The sequence below is a fragment of the Bacteroidota bacterium genome, from assembly GCA_019637975.1.
Lineage (GTDB): Bacteria > Bacteroidota > Ignavibacteria > UBA10030 > UBA6906 > CAADGV01.
The window spans coordinates 49,895-70,736 of sequence record JAHBUR010000005.1; the positions used below are offsets into that span (position 1 = coordinate 49,895).

Annotated in this window: 22 protein-coding genes and 1 CRISPR repeat array (1 of these 23 only partly in view); of the genes, 9 read left to right on the top strand and 13 right to left on the bottom strand. The window is 51.9% G+C overall.

What is annotated here, in order from left to right:
* Positions 1–663: a CRISPR direct-repeat array (repeat unit 37 nt; unit sequence ATTTGAAGAGACCTGATATGTTCAGAGGGATTGAAAC); it begins 2,122 nt to the left of the window's first position.
* A 1,274-nt stretch (positions 664–1,937) separates the two neighbouring features.
* The 5 genes from KF749_03695 (at position 1,938) to KF749_03715 (ending at position 5,002) form a co-directional block, all read left to right on the top strand.
* Positions 1,938–2,564, top strand: coding sequence for a class I SAM-dependent methyltransferase (locus KF749_03695; GenBank protein ID MBX2990255.1), 627 nt, complete (start codon positions 1,938–1,940; stop codon positions 2,562–2,564).
* A 29-nt stretch (positions 2,565–2,593) separates the two neighbouring features.
* Positions 2,594–3,436: an arsenic efflux protein gene (locus KF749_03700; protein MBX2990256.1), complete on the top strand. Its 843-nt coding sequence runs from the start codon at positions 2,594–2,596 to the stop codon at positions 3,434–3,436.
* Between the two features lie 45 nt (positions 3,437–3,481).
* Positions 3,482–3,922 carry a PaaI family thioesterase gene (locus tag KF749_03705; GenBank protein ID MBX2990257.1) on the top strand — a complete coding sequence of 147 codons (441 nt, stop codon included), beginning with the start codon at positions 3,482–3,484 and terminating at the stop codon, positions 3,920–3,922.
* Between the two features lie 89 nt (positions 3,923–4,011).
* Positions 4,012–4,425: a dinitrogenase iron-molybdenum cofactor biosynthesis protein gene (locus tag KF749_03710; GenBank protein MBX2990258.1), complete on the top strand. Its 414-nt coding sequence runs from the start codon at positions 4,012–4,014 to the stop codon at positions 4,423–4,425.
* A gap of 70 nt (positions 4,426–4,495) precedes the next feature.
* Positions 4,496–5,002: a hypothetical protein gene (locus tag KF749_03715; protein MBX2990259.1), complete on the top strand. Its 507-nt coding sequence runs from the start codon at positions 4,496–4,498 to the stop codon at positions 5,000–5,002.
* A 57-nt stretch (positions 5,003–5,059) separates the two neighbouring features.
* On the opposite strand, the gene KF749_03720 is transcribed toward KF749_03715, so the two are convergent.
* The 4 genes from KF749_03720 to KF749_03735 are packed head-to-tail and all read right to left on the bottom strand — an operon-like array spanning position 5,060 to position 7,941.
* Entirely contained in the window at positions 5,060–5,635 is a 576-nt protein-coding gene (locus KF749_03720; protein MBX2990260.1) for a 2-oxoacid:acceptor oxidoreductase family protein, read from the bottom strand.
* Between the two features lie 4 nt (positions 5,636–5,639).
* Positions 5,640–6,515 (bottom strand): 2-oxoacid:ferredoxin oxidoreductase subunit beta, encoded by an 876-nt coding sequence (locus KF749_03725; protein MBX2990261.1) that lies wholly within the window; start codon positions 6,513–6,515, stop codon positions 5,640–5,642.
* A gap of 2 nt (positions 6,516–6,517) precedes the next feature.
* On the bottom strand, positions 6,518–7,678 hold the full coding sequence (locus KF749_03730) for a 2-oxoacid:acceptor oxidoreductase subunit alpha (GenBank protein MBX2990262.1): 1,161 nt from the start codon (positions 7,676–7,678) through the stop codon (positions 6,518–6,520).
* Positions 7,675–7,941: a ferredoxin family protein gene (locus KF749_03735; GenBank protein ID MBX2990263.1), complete on the bottom strand. Its 267-nt coding sequence runs from the start codon at positions 7,939–7,941 to the stop codon at positions 7,675–7,677. The genes KF749_03730 and KF749_03735 overlap by 4 nt, the downstream gene beginning before the upstream one ends.
* Positions 7,942–8,436: 495 nt before the next feature.
* Here KF749_03735 and KF749_03740 point away from each other — a divergent pair, with 495 nt between their 5' ends.
* Positions 8,437–8,901, top strand: a complete 465-nt coding sequence (locus tag KF749_03740; GenBank protein ID MBX2990264.1) for a hypothetical protein — start codon at positions 8,437–8,439, stop codon at positions 8,899–8,901.
* A gap of 8 nt (positions 8,902–8,909) precedes the next feature.
* Here KF749_03740 and KF749_03745 read toward each other — a convergent pair whose 3' ends face one another.
* From KF749_03745 to KF749_03760, 4 genes are all read right to left on the bottom strand, one after another.
* Entirely contained in the window at positions 8,910–9,614 is a 705-nt protein-coding gene (locus KF749_03745; GenBank protein ID MBX2990265.1) for a toll/interleukin-1 receptor domain-containing protein, read from the bottom strand.
* A gap of 72 nt (positions 9,615–9,686) precedes the next feature.
* Positions 9,687–10,247: a hypothetical protein gene (locus KF749_03750; GenBank protein MBX2990266.1), complete on the bottom strand. Its 561-nt coding sequence runs from the start codon at positions 10,245–10,247 to the stop codon at positions 9,687–9,689.
* A gap of 197 nt (positions 10,248–10,444) precedes the next feature.
* A complete protein-coding gene (locus KF749_03755; GenBank protein MBX2990267.1) occupies positions 10,445–10,969 on the bottom strand; it encodes a DinB family protein in 525 nt (174 codons plus the stop codon).
* 20 nt (positions 10,970–10,989) lie between these two features.
* The gene (locus KF749_03760; GenBank protein ID MBX2990268.1) at positions 10,990–11,685 is read right to left on the bottom strand and encodes an NAD(P)H-binding protein; all 696 of its coding nucleotides are present in this window, start codon (positions 11,683–11,685) and stop codon (positions 10,990–10,992) included.
* A 127-nt stretch (positions 11,686–11,812) separates the two neighbouring features.
* On the opposite strand from KF749_03760, the gene KF749_03765 reads away from it, so the two are divergent.
* A complete protein-coding gene (locus tag KF749_03765; protein MBX2990269.1) occupies positions 11,813–12,022 on the top strand; it encodes a hypothetical protein in 210 nt (69 codons plus the stop codon).
* A 171-nt stretch (positions 12,023–12,193) separates the two neighbouring features.
* Here KF749_03765 and KF749_03770 read toward each other — a convergent pair whose 3' ends face one another.
* The 5 genes from KF749_03770 to KF749_03790 all read right to left on the bottom strand — a co-directional run bounded on the left by KF749_03770 (position 12,194) and on the right by KF749_03790 (position 14,876).
* Positions 12,194–13,207, bottom strand: a complete 1,014-nt coding sequence (locus KF749_03770; GenBank protein ID MBX2990270.1) for a hypothetical protein — start codon at positions 13,205–13,207, stop codon at positions 12,194–12,196.
* 25 nt (positions 13,208–13,232) lie between these two features.
* Positions 13,233–13,613, bottom strand: coding sequence for a nuclear transport factor 2 family protein (locus tag KF749_03775; GenBank protein MBX2990271.1), 381 nt, complete (start codon positions 13,611–13,613; stop codon positions 13,233–13,235).
* A gap of 42 nt (positions 13,614–13,655) precedes the next feature.
* Positions 13,656–13,943, bottom strand: a complete 288-nt coding sequence (locus KF749_03780; GenBank protein ID MBX2990272.1) for a hypothetical protein — start codon at positions 13,941–13,943, stop codon at positions 13,656–13,658.
* Between the two features lie 61 nt (positions 13,944–14,004).
* Positions 14,005–14,283, bottom strand: a complete 279-nt coding sequence (locus KF749_03785; GenBank protein ID MBX2990273.1) for a hypothetical protein — start codon at positions 14,281–14,283, stop codon at positions 14,005–14,007.
* Positions 14,284–14,312: 29 nt separating this feature from the next.
* On the bottom strand, positions 14,313–14,876 hold the full coding sequence (locus KF749_03790) for a biotin transporter BioY (GenBank protein MBX2990274.1): 564 nt from the start codon (positions 14,874–14,876) through the stop codon (positions 14,313–14,315).
* 157 nt (positions 14,877–15,033) lie between these two features.
* Between KF749_03790 and KF749_03795 the strand changes: the two genes are divergently transcribed.
* Entirely contained in the window at positions 15,034–18,774 is a 3,741-nt protein-coding gene (locus KF749_03795; GenBank protein ID MBX2990275.1) for an immune inhibitor A, read from the top strand.
* Between the two features lie 980 nt (positions 18,775–19,754).
* Positions 19,755–20,768, top strand: a complete 1,014-nt coding sequence (locus KF749_03800) for a hypothetical protein (protein ID MBX2990276.1) — start codon at positions 19,755–19,757, stop codon at positions 20,766–20,768.
* Positions 20,769–20,842: the final 74 nt, after the last annotated feature.

The following is a 20,842-nucleotide window of genomic DNA, read 5'->3' on the forward strand; positions in this document are numbered from 1 at the left end:
AAACCTGTCAGATACTATATAGCGGAATGTGCCTTCGTATATTTGAAGAGACCTGATATGTTCAGAGGGATTGAAACTGTGTTGGGGAAATAGTGGCAACAACCCGTACCGTATCAATTTGAAGAGACCTGATATGTTCAGAGGGATTGAAACTGAGCTGACCAGCGGTCAGGTTCTGGGACGCGAAGTATTTGAAGAGACCTGATATGTTCAGAGGGATTGAAACCTTGGACGATCCACGCGGCCTGGGGGATCGTGATCTATTTGAAGAGACCTGATATGTTCAGAGGGATTGAAACCGAAGTTGATCGAGGCGAGAGCGAACGAGATGGCGAATTTGAAGAGACCTGATATGTTCAGAGGGATTGAAACGAAAAATTCAAGCCATTCCTTCTTGGAAATCTTGATATTTGAAGAGACCTGATATGTTCAGAGGGATTGAAACGCTTCACCGTGCGCTCGTGGAGCAGTGCAGTGAGGCATTTGAAGAGACCTGATATGTTCAGAGGGATTGAAACCACGGCGTCGTAGTCGAGCAGCTGCCCGATGTAAATTTGAAGAGACCTGATATGTTCAGAGGGATTGAAACGCGTCCGCCAATACGAATGAAATCACCCTTCTCGACCATTTGAAGAGACCTGATATGTTCAGAGGGATTGTCCCGATAGCTTGTGCCGCCGCAGGTAAATCGCAGGAGGCGGCACATCGGGATCCCGCCGCGAGGGGTACAGCGCGGAAGGCGGGAAAACCTGCCATGCGAAGCACAAAGCAATTGCGTATCTTCTGAAAAGACCTGCCTGCCCGCCGTGCTTTATCTTTGGGCGGGCCTACCCACCGAAGCGACTTGCCCGCCGAAACGGAATGCAGCGGGAGCGTAGGTGGGATAAGTTCAGAGAGATTAACCGGGTCGTCGTGGACCAATCCATAACGACAAACTGCGCAAGGCTGAGTTAGCCCGAAAAGGCGCTGACGGTGTCACGGAATGCCTGCCCGCCTCCACGGGGTCCGTGAAAACGGTAGGCAGGCGTGACGGCCGAGCTAACCAGCAAGTATCTCACCCCTTCAGGGTGATGTGGTGTTCGTGTGTTTTTATCACTTGGGACTTCGTCCCAAGCTGTAGTATCTGACCCCCTCGGGGTCATGCCCACAGAATCATCTCCCTCCCTTCTCCTTCCGGCAGGTATTTTAACTGGGCGGCCGTGGACCATTCCATGACGACAAACTGCGCAAAGCATGATTGTCCGGAAAATGCGCTGGTAGTGTCACGGAATGGTCCGTGACACCCTTGTTCAATATCATCACCATCATGGTACTGTCGGTATTTGCAGGATGGATGTTCGGGGAGTTTGTGTGATGGCTGATCTTCCTGATTCCCGTTACAGGGTGATCTCACCCTTTCAGGGTGTCGTATTGTTCTTTCGTATATAAAATCTCGGGACTGCGTCCCAAGCTGTAGTATCAGACTCCTTCGGAGTCAACACGAGATGGAAGCATTCGCCGGCACTGTCCGACCCCAACGGCTTGCCCGCCGTGCCTTACCTTTTGGCGGGGGTCAGATAGTAAAGCCGGGGACAAAGTCCCCGGAAAAAAGACACACCAACAATCCCGACAAGCAACCCTGAAAGGGTTGGATACTCGCAGCAGTTATTGAAGAGAAATTGCCTCACTGCGCAATGGTCAGCTACATACGCGTCAATGAACATCAACGAATCAGGAACATCATCATGAACTGTATTCACCACTTTTACCTGGGTCGTCGTGGACCAATCCATGACGACAAACTGCGCAACGCTGAGTTGTCCCGGAGATGCGCTGTTGGTGTCACGGAATGGTCCGTGACACCCGGGTTAACACCCTTTCCCTGAATTGCTGCATCTAATCAGGTACATTGTGTTCGGCAGGGTTACGAACTTCTTCACCAATCGAACGGTTACCACTTGGCGTCGGACAAGTTTCACTGGTATGACGGCTGGTTCTATGACCGCTGGATAGCTCCGCATCAGGATGAGATGTTTGCTCGCATCAGGGAGATCATTGAGCCTCAGTCCAGCGTTCTTGATGTAGGCTGCGGCACGGGACGTCTCGCATTTCTGCTTGCAGACACATGCGATCGAGTTCTGGGAATAGACCTTTCGAGCCGTAATGTAGCAACAGCCCGGCTTGTTCTTTCAAAACACTCGCGGGCAAATGTTGCATTTTCACACACGACTGCGTCCGAATTGCTCTCCGCAAAAACTGATTACTTCGACTATGCGGTACTCACGTATGTTCTTCATGAGGTGCCGATTCAGGAGAGAGTGCAGTTGTTGCGCGATATCGCCGGGTTGGCACGGACAATCATCATAGGCGACTACCTTGTTCCGCAGCCCGCCGGACTGCTGTCCGTATTCAATGAGATGGTGGAATTTGCGGCAGGCCGGGATCACTACAGGAACTACAAGGCATTTACCGAGCACGGCGGCATAGGGGGTATCGTTTCAACGTTGAAGTTCAGAGTCGTGAAAGAAATTCGGAATTCCCCCCGCAACAGTCACATCGTTGTACTTCAGAGTCACAATGCATAGATTCTGGCTGACGAGAGGTGGAGCATAGTATGGATACAATACTCCTCACAGTAGGTACTGAAACCCTCAAGGTCACGATGTTGGTTCTGGTGATGATGGTGATCGTTGACCTTGTAAATGTGTGGACACGCGGGAAAATCGCCGTTGTCCTCAAACATGGAAGGCAATGGCGCCAGTACGTGGTTGCGTCATTCATCGGGGCTGCGCCGGGATGCGTTGGGGCATTCACCAACGTATCCTTGTATATCCATGGTATGATCAGCTTCGGCGCGTTGGTTGGCGCTATGGCTGCAGTTTCGGGTGACGAAGCGTTCGTCATGTTGGCGATGTTTCCGGACACGGCGCTGTTCCTGTTTGCTTTGCTCTTCGTCATTGGAATCGGGGTTGGATGGACTGCGGATCGACTGATAAAGAAATGGAATATCCAAACCTGCACAGATTGCGACTCCACTCTTATCCATCCCAGGCATGAAAACGTCATGCACTACATCAAGGAACATGTCTGGGACCATATCATTCGAAGGCACTTGTGGAAGACTGCGCTCTGGACGTTCGGAGCGCTGCTTGTGGTCGAAATAGGGCTCAAACAATGGAATCTCGAAGCGCTTGCATCTGAATACGCACTTTGGCTCCTTTTTCTCGGGGCTCTTATCGGTTTGATTCCTGAATCGGGCCCTCACCTGATTTTCGTGACGATGTTTGCCAACGGCCTGATTCCCTTTTCCGTTCTTTTTACAAGTTCGTTTGTTCAGGATGGACACGGTATGCTACCGATGCTCTCGTATTCTGTGAGAGATTCAATGCTCATCAAGGCGTTTAACATCGTGTTTGGAGTAACAATAGGCCTCGGCTTTTATGCGTTTGGTTGGTGATTTTTGAAACCTTCTGTAAACAGAAACATTACCACAAGAACTATCATGACAGGACAACATATGGAAACGGGCAATGGAGGTTTCCATCAAAGGTGTTTCGCCTGCGGAACAGAAAATCCGAACGGATTGCACCTCCATTTTGAACGGGAGGGAGACACAAATACCGGAACAGTGACACTTGACAGCAACTTTCGAGGATATGAAGGAATGACACAAGGAGGCATTGTTGCAACCATTCTCGACTCTGCCATGGTGCAACTGCTGCATGACTTGCTTGGCAGTAGTCCTGTAACCGCCAGATTGGATGTTCGCTATCTCAACACAACTCCTCTCCGGCGGCCGCTTACGGTAAAAGCACGAATGACGAAACAACGCGGAAATATGTGCTGGGCCGAGGCCGAGATCATTGAAGCAACGGATCGTTGCGCAACCGCCTCGGGGGTTTTCAGAGTATTCTGTCAAGAACCGCCAAATCATCAAAGCTGACACGTATCCGCACAGTATTCGAAGCAGTAACAACGCAAGGTATAGTGAACTGAAGACATTCTCACGTATCATTTCAACTTTGGAGCAACATGACTAACGAAAGCATCAAGATTGCATTTGTCACCGACGACGGCATTACCATCTCATCTCACTTTGGACGGGCACACTTCTACGAAATTGTCACGTTGGAAAACGGCCGGATCGTTCATCGGGAACGTCGCGAAAAGTACGGGCATCATACCTTCTCTTCCACCGAAGAACGTCATGAGCACGGACACACCGAACATGGATTTGATGACGCATCGAGGCGCAAGCATGACAGCATGATCGCTGCAATTGTAGATTGTCAGATTCTTGTCGCGCGTGGGATGGGCGAAGGCGCATTTCATCACTTGAAGGATGCAAATATTACTCCGATTCTCACCGATCTTAAAGAGATTCAACCAACGTTGCAGGAATATATCAAGAACGGCCTGATCAATCACGCAGAACTGTTGCATTAGACAACGAGAAGGAGAGGGAGAAGGAGAAGAAAACATCCTCGGAAGACCAACTGCACATGTAGCATGAGTTATGAAAATCGAAGATCTGACACGGGAAGAGCTGCTCACACTCGTCGAAGTATATGCAAAGAATTGGCTCGCCCACGACGGATGCTGGTTTCTCGCAGCAGAGAAAACACTCGGCATGGAGACGGCAATTGAGTTGGACACGAAATCGTGGGCGTGTTTCTCCCCCGTCGAAGGGCGGCGTATCATGCAGGCGTTTGGTATTCCGGAGAATGGAGGACTTGACGCTTTGGAGGAAGCTCTTGGGTTGAGATTGTACGCAGCCATCAACCGACAAGAAGCGGAGCGCGTAAACGAAAATACACTCCGCTTCCGTATGGTGGAATGCAGAGTTCAGCAAACGCGGGAGCGGAAGGGACTACCCCTTTTCCCCTGTAAGTCCGTCGGAATTGTCGAGTACACAGGTTTTGCAGAGACCGTGGATTCCCGTATCAAAACAACATGCGTGCACGCTCCGCCAGACTCAACAACCGGAGGCTATTGCGATTGGGAATTCACCTTGCGCCGCTGAACCGGAGCGCAACCATGGGCGCTTGATGATTCCGAGAAGAAACCGGAGGCGAAGAAGTTATTCGGCCACTGCTTCCTCTTTCTTCGCACCACTCATCACTTCCATTCCGTATTCAAAGCCGCGTTCGAATGCCTTCATGTTCAACTCTTCCGTACCTTTCGGTACCGAGGCAAGCACGGCCTGCTCCATCGCCTTCTTGCCGACAATCCGTGTCACAGCCGTCAGAAAGCCCATCATCACGATATTCACGACGAGCTTTTTGCCGAGTTCTTCAGCGATGCGGGTGGCAGGAATGGAAAAATGCCTGATATCCTTCCGAAGATTGTGGGCCTTGACCAACTCCTCTTCCGTGATCAACACGCCTCCCGTCGCCAGTTCGGGTGAGAATTTCGTGTATGCCTCCTGCGACATGACGATCATGAGTTCGGGAGACGTGATATACGGATATGCAATCGGCTCCTGCGCAACTATCACCTGGGCGCTGCAAGCGCTTCCCCGCGCCTCAGGCCCGAATGCCTGAATCATCGTGGCATGTTTTTCGTCATAGATCGATGCCGCCCTGCCGATGATGTACCCGCTGAGAATAACCCCCTGACCGCCGAACCCGCCGATTTTGATTTCTGTTCTTGACATTGCGTTATCCTTTGTATGGCACGTATGCGGCACCGAGCTTTTGTTGATAGTATTCGTTCATGACGTCGAGGTACGTCGGGCGTTCCTTGTCGACGAACTTGCCGACAACAATCTTGCCCTGAAACTCCAACGGAATTGTCCTTGTATCGGCGCCATTACGGATTTCGCTGTTATCGCGGTAGAACATCATCTGATCCAATCCGTCGCCGAGTTTGTTCCTTCGACTGTACAGCGTCGGGCACGGAGCCATTACTTCGATAAAGGAGAATCCCTTCTTCGCCAAAGCCTCTTTGATAGATTTGGTAAGATGACGAACGTGGAACGCAGTCCACCGCGCCACATACACCGCGCCGCATGATTCCGCAAGGTACGGCAGGTTGAACGACTGCTCGTAGTTGCCGTACGGGGTCGTGGAGGCCGTCGCCGTCATCGGGGTTGTGGGGGCAACCTGCCCGCCCGTCATACCATAGATGAAGTTGTTGACGAGAATAACTGTCATGTCCACATTGCGGCGAGCCGCGTGAATGAAATGATTGCCGCCAATCGCCGTCAAGTCGCCATCGCCGCTGTAGACAACCACTTTGAGTTCGGGATTGGCGAGCTTGAGTCCGGTGGCGAAAGGAATTGCCCTTCCGTGGGTTGTGTGGAACGAGTCGAGATTCACGTACCCGGCCACACGCCCCGTGCAGCCGATACCTGAAACAACGGCAACTTTCTGCAAATCGAGTCCGCTGGTTTCCAACGCATGCGCGAAACAATTCACCGTTGTTCCGATGCCGCAGCCCGGGCACCAGATATGCGGCATCCGGTCCATGCGAAGAAACGACTCGACAGTATTGGATGGAACCGCCTGCTCGACTTCAAAAACCTCTTGTCCCATGATTATCCTTTTGCGCTCTGCTTGATGACGTTGTAGATATCCTTCGGGTTGTGTACCGTACCGCCCGCATGACCAACAAGTTCCACCCGCGCTTTTCCTGCCGCGCATCGTTCCACCTCATACACCATCTGGCCTAAATTCAACTCGGGAACGACAAACGACTTCACTTGTGCCGCAAGCTCCCGAATGCGTGATTCGGGAAAAGGCCACACAACAACAAGCCGGAGATGACCGACTTTGATTCCTTCCTTTCGTGCCTGGTCAATAGCCGGAATCGCCGTGCGTGATGAAATGCCGTATGTTACCACAACAACATCGGCCCCTTCTACTTCATCCTCGATATATTCGACAATCTTGTGCGCATTATGTTTGATCTTGTTGACGAGCCGGGGGATGAGTTTCTCCTGCGTTTGAACAGTCATGCTCGGATATCCTCGCTCGTCGTGCGTCAATCCCGTGACGTGAATGTTGAACCCGTCGCCTGCCTTTACCATTTCGGGAACGAGATTGCCGTTAGTTTTGTAGGGAAGATATTCGGACTTTGCGCCTTCGTAGAACTTGCGCGGCACAATCTCAATCTGATCGGCCGGAGGAATCACGACCCGCTCGGTCATGTGACCGACACATTCATCCATCATGAACATCACCGGTACACGGTATTCCTCGGCAAGATTGAACGCCTTGATAGTGAGATCGAAACATTCCTGCGGCGAATTCGGAGAGAGGGCAATAACGCCGTAATCCCCATGCGAACCCCACCGCGCTTGCATCATATCGCCTTGGGCAGGCTGTGTCGGCAAGCCGGTTGATGGGCCGGCCCGCTGCACATCCACAAACACGCAAGGCGCTTCCGTCATTGCCGCAAGCCCGATATGTTCCATCATCAACGAAAAACCGGGACCCGATGTCACGGTCATTGCCTTCTTCCCCGCCCACACAGCGCCTTGAATTGCAATGGAGGAGGCAATCTCATCTTCCATTTGAATGAACATACCGCCGACATACGGAAACCGCGCCGCAATCCGTTCAACGACTTCCGTTGAAGGCGTGATCGGGTATCCGGCAACGAAGCGGCATCCCGCGGCAATTGCGCCCTCGGAGCAGGCATGATCACCGTCGAGAAAGTGGAAGCCCGTCAATACTCCTTTAGGATCTGCTTTCACGCGGTTACTCCTTGTTTCTTCTTCTTGTTGACGAAACCGTAAATTGCAAAATCGGGACACAGCAATCCGCAGATGTTACATCCGTTGCACAACTCCTGCGCAATCAGCACCGGCGGATGATACCCCTTTGCATTGTATTGCTCGGAGAATTTCAGCGCCGTTGTGGGGCAGAACTCGATGCAAAAGCCGCAGCCTTTGCACCGCTCTACTGTTACAACCAGCGACCCGACGCCTTTCCTGGTCGCTTGTTCTGATGTGGCCATTCGTCGATCCTGACATTGAAAATGATAGAATTACCTTATTTCCATCATAATTCGCGCCAACAGAAAATGGGCAAATCAAACAAAATAAGGCATTCTTCTCCCTCTGATTATCATATCTGAAAATAGGGGAAGTCAGTTTCTTGAATTTGGAAATGCCTCTGTTGAGAAATTCAGCAGGGTGCACTTGTAGAATCGACAGTTTTTAGAAACCATGGACCGGAAGAAAAGTGTTAATATGAGCAGCAAAGACCCAAGCTCGGAACGGCACACATATTGACCCTGCATATTCCCGAACCCGTATCTCTTCACTAACCAAGGGAATGTCGTTTGAAGAAATCTATCCTGATTGTTCTTGGGCTTTCATTCGCACTTATTAATTGTGGATGTAATGTTACCGAGTCGCCTGTAGATTCCTTGCAACACGGCCTCATAGAACATCATGAGAATCCTGCGGGCATTACTACTCCCGGAGTTTCAACAGGAACATTACTCAAGTTGCCCAGACCTCTGCTCTCGCAACCCAACAGTGTGCGTGTTACAAAATTAGTATCGCCATCCGGAACGACAATCCTGAGCGGAACGATCAGCTACGTAACCGAGAGGTTCGGCGTTGCCCTGTTCGACGTAAAATTTACAGTTCCTGGCGGAGCTGTAAACACCGCGACGTCCGTTACAATGACGATTGACAGTTCGCATACCGTAATCAGATTCCAGCCGGAGGGACTGCAATTTCTCAAGTCCGCATCGTTGGATGTTACGCTGATCAATCTCGATCCGTTCTCTCCGCGTGAAATCATCAAGTTCGTGCATGTTACTTCCTCGGGCAGTTTTGTTCCTCAGGACTTTGAGAAGATCACGATAAGCGGCGCTATCGGAAACATCCTACTGAAAAAAGGCAGGGTCAACCACTTCTCGGCGTACGGGTTCGGAAGGCTGACATCAGAGGAAAACTGGTACTGACATTCACGTCAGATTCTTAGGTGTCCTTCAATACCTTTGATGAGTCTGTCCATATCCTGATGAAAATCGGGGTCGGGGCGGACGGCAATTCCGTTGCGGTAGGAAAGGGAATGAAGGGATGTCGGCAGATCGCCTTCGCGCGGCATTTGCGCCCCCTGTACGAGAACAGGCACAACAGGAATGTCGCGTTGGAGTGCGGCTTCAATTTCTACCCTGACAAAATCACGTTCATCGTTCAATCGACTTCCCCCTTCTCCGGAAACCCACTGTTTGCCGATAACCGCGATAAGAACGTCGCATTTTCCGACCGAGTCTCCGAGATGCTTTCGGAAATCAACGCCCAAGGGAATTGAATCGACATCTTTGAAAACGGATTGCTTTCCGAAGTGCTGACTCAGACGATCGTACATCCGTCCGGTTACATCACTGCTGTCTTCACGCCGGTAGGAAATGAAGACAGTCGGAGCGGCGGCAACCGGGGCCGGAGACTTTTTCTTTTTCTTTGATCGGGAAGGAACAGATTTGGGAGACCACACCTTCGGGGGTTGCTTGCCGGCTGTGGTCGCTTCCGTCCCGTCCCGTTTCTCAGCCCACGATTTCCAAATGTATCCTACCACTACCAGGACAATCACTGCGATCCCGACGTAGAGTTGGAAGTCCCAAAAACCCCAAGAATCCTCCGGCTCATTCGAAGGCAGTTGGTACACGATCATCCCGAAAAGTATCCGGATTGCAGGCATGGGTCCTCATCAATCATGTTAAAAAACGTAGTCAAGCGTTACCGTTCAATTCGGCACCCCGAGTGCCACCCTCCGGCGAACTGCGAACATTCCAACCCGGAAGAAATACGTCAGCCAGGCAACAATGCCGGTCAGTTTTGCCCCGTCTTCAAACAAGTACCTGTCCAATTGCGGTGGTTTGTAGAAATCGAGTACGACTGACGCCCCAAAAAAGAAGAGTGCTGTCGCGAGAACCATGTACTCCGTGTTCAATATCAGGAAACGAAACCGGAAAAGGTAGAGCAACACCAATCCGGGATAACTGAGAACCACAAGGGTTTCCGGAACACCGAAGTACGGGAACACTTCTTCATGCAGAAGGAAGACATCATCGAAACTGAGCCAGAGCGTCACAAGTCCCGACACAAGAAGAAACTTTCTGGCTTCAGAACTCTCCGCATGTCGCGTAAGGATGGCGGCACACATGAAACACACCGCCGCCGCTCCGGCCCAAAAGAATATGCCGAGTTGCGAAAAGAAGCCGATATACGCCTGTATACCGGCGACCGCCGTCGGATCGCGTGTAAGGTAGCCGATGGGAATCCCTCTCCAGTAATGAAGAAACACTACCGCACCGATGAACACTGCTGCGACGCACAAAATCATCGCAATAATGTGTCGCACTGCGCGAAGCTGGGAAAGAGGTGAAAGTTGCAGTTTCATGAGTACGTGTTCCCCCTGACGTTGTGAGAAGTTTGCATCAAATGAAAGGACAATTAGCGAGAGTGTCAATTTATCTGTTCATGAGGATAACAGCCCGTCGATCATCGGTGGAGCACCGACAGATAGTTTGCCCAGGGTCCTACGTCTTCTGAGTACTGCTTTGCCATCACGCGGGATATTTGGGCGAGATGGTCGAGATCGTGCACAACCCATGTCGCCAGTAGCTGTTCAAGCGTTACAGTCCCGAACTCCGGATGCTCGCCTGTTCGTCGCAAATGACCGTCGTTGAGGTTCAACGCCTTCACATCAGCGAGATTCTTTGCCCGAAGAGCGGCAAAGCGGGCAAGGAGTTCGTCAAGTGGCTTCTCCTTGTTGGTTCGGAGATGACGGAACCGGTCGAAAGGCTCGAACTTGCGAACGTGCTCCTGCGAGAGAATAATACGCAACCGTGCCGTCCAGTCGGTTTCTTCACCGTCAATCAAATGGCCGACAACATCAAACGGACTCCATGTATCGGGGCCTTCGTTGCTGCGAGTCCATTCATCCGGCAGTCCGGAGAGCAGAGTTCGCAGAACGGAGGGGGTTCTTTCAAGAATGGCAATGCTGTGCGTCAGATTGAAGTTCATAGTTGGGGCCTGATTTGAAGTTAGGGTGATGATTTGAACGCCAACGCTGACGGAGTTTGACACCCGACAATTGCCGGAGCTTCATGAATCAGTGCATCATTTTCAAGCGCCGCAACCATGAAGAGCGCAAAGTCCACACGGCGCGTGAGGTTGCTTTCGAGTACGGAATCGCCGACATGTTTGCTCCAGACCGGCAGGCCTTGACTCTCCCCTTCTTCAAGATCGCTTCCCCGAACGATAGTCCATTTCGATTCGCTTGCAAAAATCCTGCGGCATGCTTCGATTTGATCGTCAATGTCAAGCAGCCTGGTGAGAGTGCCTATCCAACGGGCGGCACGCTCTTGCAACTTGAGTATGTTTGAAAATTTATCCAGTCCATCCCGTGTGATGTGCCATCCGCAGGAGAAGATCAGCCGGGCACCCGGCCTTGCAAAGTCGAGAACCGCCTGTGCTGTTCCGGTTGCGTACTGCTGCCGACCCCACGGGACCAGAACAGTCAGAACGCCATCGCAGCCGGCGACAGCTTTCTTGATAACTTCACGTTTGTTCGTCGCCCCCGGAATGATGGTGATACGTTCTTTGAACTTGTCGAGTTTTGCAACGCTCTTTTCCCGGCAAACGCCAACAACTTCGTATCCCCGGTCGAGGGCGTGTTGTACCATGTACCGGCCCAACTTGCCTGATGCGCCGATGATGCAGACTTTTTTGATGTTCATTACGGTTGTTCAATGTGAGATAAAATGAGATGATGAAGTGTTGCGTCCCGGAAGTGGGTTGCAACCGCCTCTTTCTCCTATTGCCGAGAAAAGGATAGCGGAATTTTCACTTCATGTCAAGGGTAGGATGACGAACGCATGGCCACCACAGTTCCAAACCGCAGAGGGTGATGATTTCATTATTGGCGACAGAGCCAACGTCTACAAGACAGCCGTTCCCATTCTGAAGAAGAATTCCATGTTCAGCGCTGTTCCTCCGCCTGAGGTGCATCGCCTCATGGCGGAAACAAACGGACAAGTGTACAAGGCTCCGTCAGGCAAAATGGTCAACTTATAGAATGGGTCCCCATTCCCTCGGTAGACTTTTCGGGAATGGACATCTTGATGGGCGTGAGGTTTCATTGCTAAGGTACGGGCTTCGCTGAAACGAACTCTATTCTGTTTGCGCCTGGTTCAGGTTTTCTCAAGGCGACAGCAACCTCGCCCTTCTGGACGCGACAGACCAAACCTATGTGACGAGAAACGTCAACAGGTAGATACTGTCCTCCGAGGCGCTGGCTACGACTACTTCATGCTTACCCTTGGGAGTGAGGAGTCCCAAGTCAAACGTAATCTCGCCTATAAGGTCATCATTCCTTCCCTGAATCGGATTGTTGTCATAATCCCACAACTGGACTCTATGTTTGCCGATTGACTTGGAAATTTCGAGATTTGGTGAAACTGTTTGTCCACCTTTTACATCTTCATAATTCTTGTTGGCCGGCCATACTTTTTGCCCGTTGATATTGATGTACAGGTTATCAGGAGCCCGGTTAGCATCGATTTTGGTCGCGATCCAGCTCCCCAATGATACTGCACCGACCACGAAGGCGGCTCCGCCAACGGAAACGCCAATGATCGGGCTGGCACCAACTGCTGCCAAACCGACTCCCCCCAAAGCAAACCCGATACCCGTCGAGATCTCCGCCACGAGATTGTTGACACCAATGTCAATACCGCTCGCCGGCCTGATGCATTTTACTTCGAGAAGCCGGAGTGTTGCGGACTCAGGAAACACCTCCCACCTCACCTCCTTATGATCCTGGGTTATCTTGCGGCCTTTCACCCCATCTGCGTACATGTGAATGCCGGAGTGTGTATTCGTAATAACAAAACTGTTGGGTTGATATCTCTTCGACAGATCCCAAAACTGGTTCCCTCCGTTCATCCAAGTCCACAACCAAAGCGGATGTCCCGGCTCTTTGTACTGGCGGTCGCTGCTATAATCGCTTCTTGATGTACACACAACCTGCCATTCATTGAGCTTGGTCGCGAGACTCCAACCACGCCCCTGATAATATTTCAGCAGGAATTTTTGATTGTCGTTGCCGGTAAATTCACTGAGGATAAGATTCGTTCCGTCTTTTGCATCTCCGGACAAGGTTAAGAACCCGCCCGACTGGGGATCCCTGATGAAGCAGTTCTTAAAATTGATAGTAGTGCGGGTCAGATCATCCGGCGCTTCAATCGGGAAATTTGACATCCTTCACTTCTCCTTTCGTCTGGCTCTAAAACATACCATGTTCGTTCGGCGATTTTTCAGGAACTGCTTGCACGATATCCCACGCCTCGACAATCCGCTCCGCCTCAAAGCGGAAAATATGTACAACAGCAGCGCCCCGGTCTTCAGGGTGTTGCCTGATGCGTGAAAAGATCGCCACTCTATCACCGTCCTGCAGGGCAAACTGAACCTCAAGAATTTTGTCGGGACTCTCCAACGCATTTGCCTGCATCGCTTCCCGCAATGAATCGGCGTCACCACGGAAGTAGGGATTGTGGTGACGGAACCCCGGCCCGATGTAACGGTCGTAAGCTTCCCGGACTTTGCCTGCGGCAACAAGTGTGAGGAAACCGGCGGCGGATTCTTTCAAGGACTGGGACGGCGGCATAATCCCGAGCTTTGATTGTAGAGGTTGAAGCACATGGTGCGATTACTTCTTGTCGAAATTATGCTGTGCGAGGATTGTGCCGAGATCATCAATTGTGAACTTGGTGAGCTGCACTATCGTAGAGCGGGTTCGGTAGGCGGGAGGAACCAACAAGGCGGCCTGTTCCTTAGTCTCGACATCGGCAATCATCCACGCCTTGTGGACTGCGTCCGAGCAGCCCCACTCCGCCGTTGAGACGAAATGCGAACCCGCCCCAAGAAGCAGTTCGATGGCTCGCCCGCATTCGCCGGGGGTCGGGTCGTGCGAGACTTCAATAAGAAATCTTGGCATGGTGGATTTCCTCCTTCTTTATGTATCAAGAACCGTATGTACAACACATCGAGCGGTTGAACTACCCGCCCCGCCCGATAGCGCCCAACGTGATTATCGTAAGAAGTGCAACTATAACAGCGACAAAGACGATAACGCGTTTCTGCTTCTCGACAGATTCCCGTTCACCGGCATTGGTAGGTCCGGTTCGAACTGTGTCGCTGAATTCAGTCGTTGAACTCGCGGCAACAACCGCCGCATCCGATACTCTGCCGCGAGGCAGTTGCGGTGTTTCCCTTGATGCGGCACAACCGGCAATCGAAACAACGAATACAAACCCGACAAGACTGAGAAACTTCATTTCTACCTTGTATAACGTTTGCAGCAACCTTAACCCAACTTCCTCCACCTCTTCGCCACCTCAAAGTAGATCGTCGAAGCCGCAAACAGCTTCAGAACATCCCACCACGAAAAAATCAGGAAGCCGGAGGTGAACGCCGTCGAAAGATCTTTGATGTAGAATGCATAGAGGTGAATTGTGCCTGATGTGAAGATCACCAGCAATCCAGCGAACATCGAAGCGAGAACCGCCGGGTAGCTTCTGAACTGTTGCACGAGATACCCGACAAGTGCCGCCGCCACGGGAAAGGCAATCAAGTAGCCGCCGGTAGGTCCGAGCAGTTTCGCAAACCCGAATCCGCCGAGCGAGAATACCGGCGCGCCAAGCGCCCCGACGGCAAGATAGAGCATCATGCTGAGCGCACCGTTTCGTGCCCCCAAAAACGCCCCTGCGAGAAGCACGAACAACGTTTGCAGTGTGTACGGTACGGGAACGTTGGGAATTTCCACACGGGCGCCGAGCGCCGTCGCTGCGGCAAATGCCGTTATCCAGAGCGTTTGCGAAAGTACGCTTGTTGCAACTGCCGGTTTCGTCAGGATCGCGTTTGTACTCATACTGTCTCCATCTGTTGTTTTGTTGGTAGGAAATAGGAATGAACTACGGTCAAAATACTGATTGGGGTAGAGAGAATCAATTGCCTTGTGGTTCACGACATCATTCCGTACTTTTGTTCAGGTATCCCCCAATTGTTCTCACCAAATTTGGAGTTCAATGATGTTCCGCAGAGTCACGTTCATTTTCATAGCCGCATTCTGTTTTGCCGTTGCGTATGCGGCGGAAACATTCAAACAAGTCAGTATTTTCGTCCCCGACAAAGCAACGCTTGACCGCATCTGGTCGACGGGCATTGATCACGAGGGCTCGGATGGCAAAATCGGCGGCATGATGGAGTTTGTTGCCGGCGAGTTCGAGCTTCAGGAACTTGACCGTCAGGGTATCAATTACAGTGTTGTGATTGATGACCTCGCCGCATACTACGGGCAGCGGCTTTCCGGCGGCCCGGTGAATGCTCTCGGCTTCGGCCTCGGCAGCATGGGGGGCCACTACACACTTCAGGAAGTGATCCAGCAACTCGACTCGATGCGCCTTCTCTATCCAAATCTGATTACAGTTCGCGATTCCATCGGACGCTCGCAGCAGGGTCGTGCAATCTGGATTGTGAAGATCGGCAGCAATCAAAGTGCGGGAACGCCCGAAGTCTTGTACACCGCATTGCATCATGCTCGTGAACCCGCGGGCATGATGTCAACTATCTATTACATGTGGTGGCTGTTGGAGAATTACACCTCCGACATTCGCGCAACGTATCTCGTAAACAACCGCCAGCAGTGGTTCATCCCCGTCGTCAATCCCGATGGCTACGAATACAACCGCTCGACGAATCCGAACGGTGGAGGAATGTGGCGCAAAAACCGTCGGGATAACAGCGGAAGTTTTGGGGTAGATTTGAACCGCAACTACGGACCGATGTATATGTGGAATGCGTCGAACGGCGGTTCCAGCACAACGCCCAGCAGCGATACGTACCGCGGCCCCTCGCCCTTCTCCGAACCCGAAACCCAGGCAATCGATAACTTCATGCGATCGCGCAACATCAAGACGTGCCTCAACTATCATACATACGGCAGCTACCTTATTTATCCCTGGGGATATTTGTCGAGAGAGAATGGCGACTCGCTGACGTACCGCGACTGGGCCTACTTCATGACGGCATATTCAAGAGCAACGAACGGCACCGATCAGCAAACAGTGAACTACTCGACCCGCGGCAACTCCGATGATTACATGTTCGGCGACACAACCAAACCGATTGCCTATGCGATGACACCGGAAGTCGGGATTGAAACCGACGGATTCTGGGCGCCTTCGGCGAGAATTTTGCCGCTTGCGATGGCCTTTCACCCGACGAACATGCTGCTTGCCTATTTTGCCGGACAGTACACAACGGTTGTCCGACATGAGGTTCAGGATGGCAATAATGGATTTTTGAATAGAGGGGAGAACTTCTCGCTTGTTGCGACGTTGAAGAACAAAGGCGTCGGTTACGGCAGCATGCTCTCCGTGCAAGTGACAAGCAGTCTTCCGACTGTTCAGTTTGCGAGTCCCGTTCTCATCAACCAAATAATGCCGCAACAAGAGCGCCAGGTACTTCTGAGCGGGACCGTTGCAACGAATGCAACGGAAGGAGTCCCCGTTCAGTTTTATGTGAGGATTACCGACGGCGACGGATATCTGAAAATCGACACGCTTCAATACTTCATCGGCACGCCCTCCGTGTTGTTTGCAGACAGCGCATCAAACGGAACCGGCAACTGGAACACCGGAACAGGCTGGGGCACAACATCCAACGCGCATACTCCCCCGTTCGCCTTCACCGACAGCCCGACGGGCAACTATGCGACGAACGCAAACAACTCCCTCACGCTGAACAACGCCATCAATCTTGCCGGCTACAATCACGCCCAGTTGAAGTTCTGGACGAAGTGGGCAATTGAGCCGACGTGGGACTTTGCAACGGTCGAGATTTCATCCAACAACGGAACTACGTGGAACATGCTGCGCACGGAACTGTCGCATTTCGGTTCGGAACGCAGTGGCAGCCGCCAACCGGCGGGCTCGTGGGGCTACGACAGCTACACACCGGGCGGTACGTGGGTCGAGCAGTCGGCGGATTTGTCAAGCTATGTCAATTCGCCAATCAAGTTGCGGTTCCGAATGTCTGCGGACGGGGGAGACAATCGCGACGGGATTTATGTTGATGATATTCGCGTGTACGGTTTTACAACTATCGCGCCGCCACCGGATACGGGCATTGTTGTGTTCCCGTCAGAATTTGCATTCAAGGGACCCACGGGGCGAGTGTTCCGGGATTCGTTGAAGATCAAGAATATGACGGCGGGACAAGTCTCGGTCAATCTCGTCGAATCCGGACAAACTGATGCTGCAATCTCCGGCGAAACGAATCATGGAGATGGATTCAATCTGCAATCAATCATTGGCAAATTGCGACCGGCGTTTCAGCGGGCAGCCCTCACGGCTTCCTCATTTATTGGAGGCGGAGAACCGACAAGCAACCCGTTGGCGTACACGACGATTCTCACGGACGAACGGGGTGAAGTCGGGCCTGCGGCCGCGGATATTTATCGTGTGCAGTACCAGTTCAGAACCGGCCCATTGGGTTCGTATCATGACTTCAAGGTGGTAATGAACGATCTTCCCGATACCAACATCGTTATTATTCTCTCCATTGATACGGATCAGGATTTTGGAACGGGACGATTCCCGACTCCATTGGGACTCGGCTTACCTTCGCGTGACATCGGATCAGAGCGGGAAATTCTGATCGACGCAAGCGGAATACTGATCGACTCGCTCACCGGCTTCGGAAGGATTCGTGCAGGCGTCGTCGTCAGCACGGAAAACGATACGCTTACGATTGTTGGACTGCCGTTCTTGTTGAGCATCCAACGCGATAGCGTACTGACCATCGGAACCGAAACCGCCATCGGCGGCATTACAGTCAGTTCGCTGAACGATCCTGACGGGAAGATGAACATCGGCTTTCTCTCATCTCACATACAACCCAATGCAAATCCCCTCCCGGATTTTGCTCCGCAGATAGGTCACGCCAACATCGGCGGCGAGACAGGCGTCTCGTGGCTGACGTTCAAACCAACGAACCTTCTTCTCGAAAGTAACGACTCGGCAATGGTGCAGGTGACGGCTCTGGCCGCGAAACCTGCCGGAGCATTCAACGCCAACATTGCATTGCAATCTCCGGGAAGAGTTTCTGTGAACGTTCCCATCACGATGAACGTGTCAACGCCACCGTCGCCGGTTATTCAGGTTTCTCCGACAATCGTTCGCGATACGCTTGTGGTTGGAGACAGCATTACGAATATCATCAACATCCGAAACAACGGAGGCGGAACCCTGAATTTTGCGGTGCTGGACACTTCCGCTGCATCGTGGATAACCCTGACGCCGCAGGTTGGCACAGCCGACTCGGGCGTGACGGTTGCTGTCTCGATGAACGTCAAGTCTGCCGGCTTGCGCATCGACACGACGTATGCAGTTCGGCTCTTTGTGGTTAGCAACGATCCGAACTCAACCACAGTACCTGTCGAACTGACGCTGCGAGTCAAGAGCGTGACATCGGCAAGCCCTGGGGGCACGATTCCCGCATCGTTCGCCTTGCATCAGAATTATCCCAACCCGTTCAACCCCGAAACGAACATCAGTTTCGATTTGCCGTGGAGTTCGCATGTGAGCCTGAAAATCTTCAACCTGATCGGACAGGAAGTCGCTGCTGTTGTGGAAGGCCGGCTTGAAGCAGGAACGCATGTGTACAAAGTCGGCAAAGACCGGCACGGGCTATCGAGCGGTGTGTACTTCTACCGTCTGTACGCAGGCGAATCTGTTGCCACACGCAAGCTCGTTTTGTTGAAGTAACGTAGGACGATCAACACATCTCAGTGCTCGCCGGCGTCTGCCGACGACGGCGGGCAGCTTTGGGTTTGCGGTCGTACGGATTTCTTGCACGATCGAAGAATGCAAACACCGTGACAGCAACCAATGTGTACAGAGCAACGGTGAAAACCGTGCACAAGAAACATGACCAAGTTTGTCACATTTGTCGTGAAGAATTTTCCAAACCCGCAACTTTTCTCTTGCAATTCCCGGCATCCGGAAGTATATTGCAGCCGTCAAAGGCAGAAGTAGAATTGCCTGCAATCTCAAACTGTTCCGTTCTTTGACGTGAGGTGAGTTGATGTCGGGTGTAATTGTGGAAGACTCGCCACTCGCCACTCGCCACTCGCCACTCGCCACTCGCCACTCGCCACTCGCCACTCGCCACTCGCCACTCGCCACTCGCGAGCGACAGAACTGTTTCTTTGTGGAGGAGAAGATGAATGTTCAAACTGCGGCACACTTGTTCTCTAATCACACGTCTACACCAGTACATAACGGTTCAGAAAACCGTTGCCGTCATTGGAAGGAGAACATCAAATTGAAAGCCCTTCTCCATCTCGTACGTCTTTGCTTACTGTTGTTGAGTTCCTGCAAGAAGGACGAATCGTGTACGACGTGTGCCGGCACCAAACCAGGCAAACGTGACTTTGTGTGGACGATTGACACACTCTCCTACCCCGGCAGCTTCCAAACACTCATGCGCGAGATCTGGGCGACCAGCCCTACGAATGTGTACGTAGTCGGGCACAATGACCAACCAGGACCAGGGACAATGTTCAGGTACGACGGAGCGCGCTGGGCGAAACGGTCTCGTCATCATAGGAAGGAGGTAATGTTGTGTATGAACGCCCGATAACAACACCGCCACTGTGCTGGTAACACAGCGGCGGCGTACTACTCAAACAAAAGACCCCGACGGAAGATGGAGCGTTACAAAAGAGAATGAAACGGAGATAGACATGAATCGAATCACAATAGGCGCGTTGCTGCTGGCCGCACTGTTACCCCTTTCATGCAAAGATTGTGGCACAGACGGAGGGACTAACAACGGAGGAGGAAAAATCAATCCCAACATACTACTTGTAAAGTCCTGTTGCGACGACCCGTTCATTGGTGGACAATACAGGATGGGGACATGGAGGGAAAATGTCATCTACATAGGCTCACCTTTCAGACGCATCACATTGAACTCGATCTTGGGTGTCGAACGTGACACTCTTATCTACTTGTTCGGCAGGCATCGATTCATATCGAACTTGAAAGGCCGAAGGATTATGATGGTACGATCAAACTATGCGGATGTCTCATCTGGGCAACTTGTGGAGTTCGATGACGAAACGTTGACATTGAGGTCGCTATGCGACAGTACTTACAACATCTCCAGTGCCATCTATTTGCCAAATGAAAATCGATGCGTTTATTATACCTACGGGAATTCAACTAGACAAGTTGTTGCCGGATACTACGCCCTTGATCTTGCCACGCTTCAAGATAGCCTTCTCTTCCAATACGTTTCAGAGATTGGTCCGAACGAAGTCGTAAACGGTTTTGACATAAGCCCGAACGGAGGTAAGCTTCTCTTTCCCGTCAACCGAAGAACCGAGCGACCACTCATTGTCGAGCACTCCCTTGCTTCGGGCGTACGAGAAACACTTAGCGTTGTTCTTGAACGCCAATTGCTCTGGCTTCGGTATCACCCGTCAGGAAATCAAATTCTCTATTCGAACTACCCAGTCGGTGCAGGAGGCCATACCGTAGCCGATGATGGCGAAATCGGAGTCATCGACCGCTCAACGTTGACCAAGAGGATACTTGATGTGAATACAAACCCGGGTGGGCTCTCCGTGAGTGTCTTTCCCAATTGGTCTCCGGACGGAAGACACATCGTGTATGGTAGTGCCAAAGGTCCTGTGTCAGAACCCCCGGGGGCATTGTCATTCTATTCGTTGTACATCTTGAGGGATGTCAATTGAGACAAGGAAGGAGGTGAATCTATATAAACGCGCGATAACAACACCGCCACTGTGCTGGTAACACAGCGGCGGCG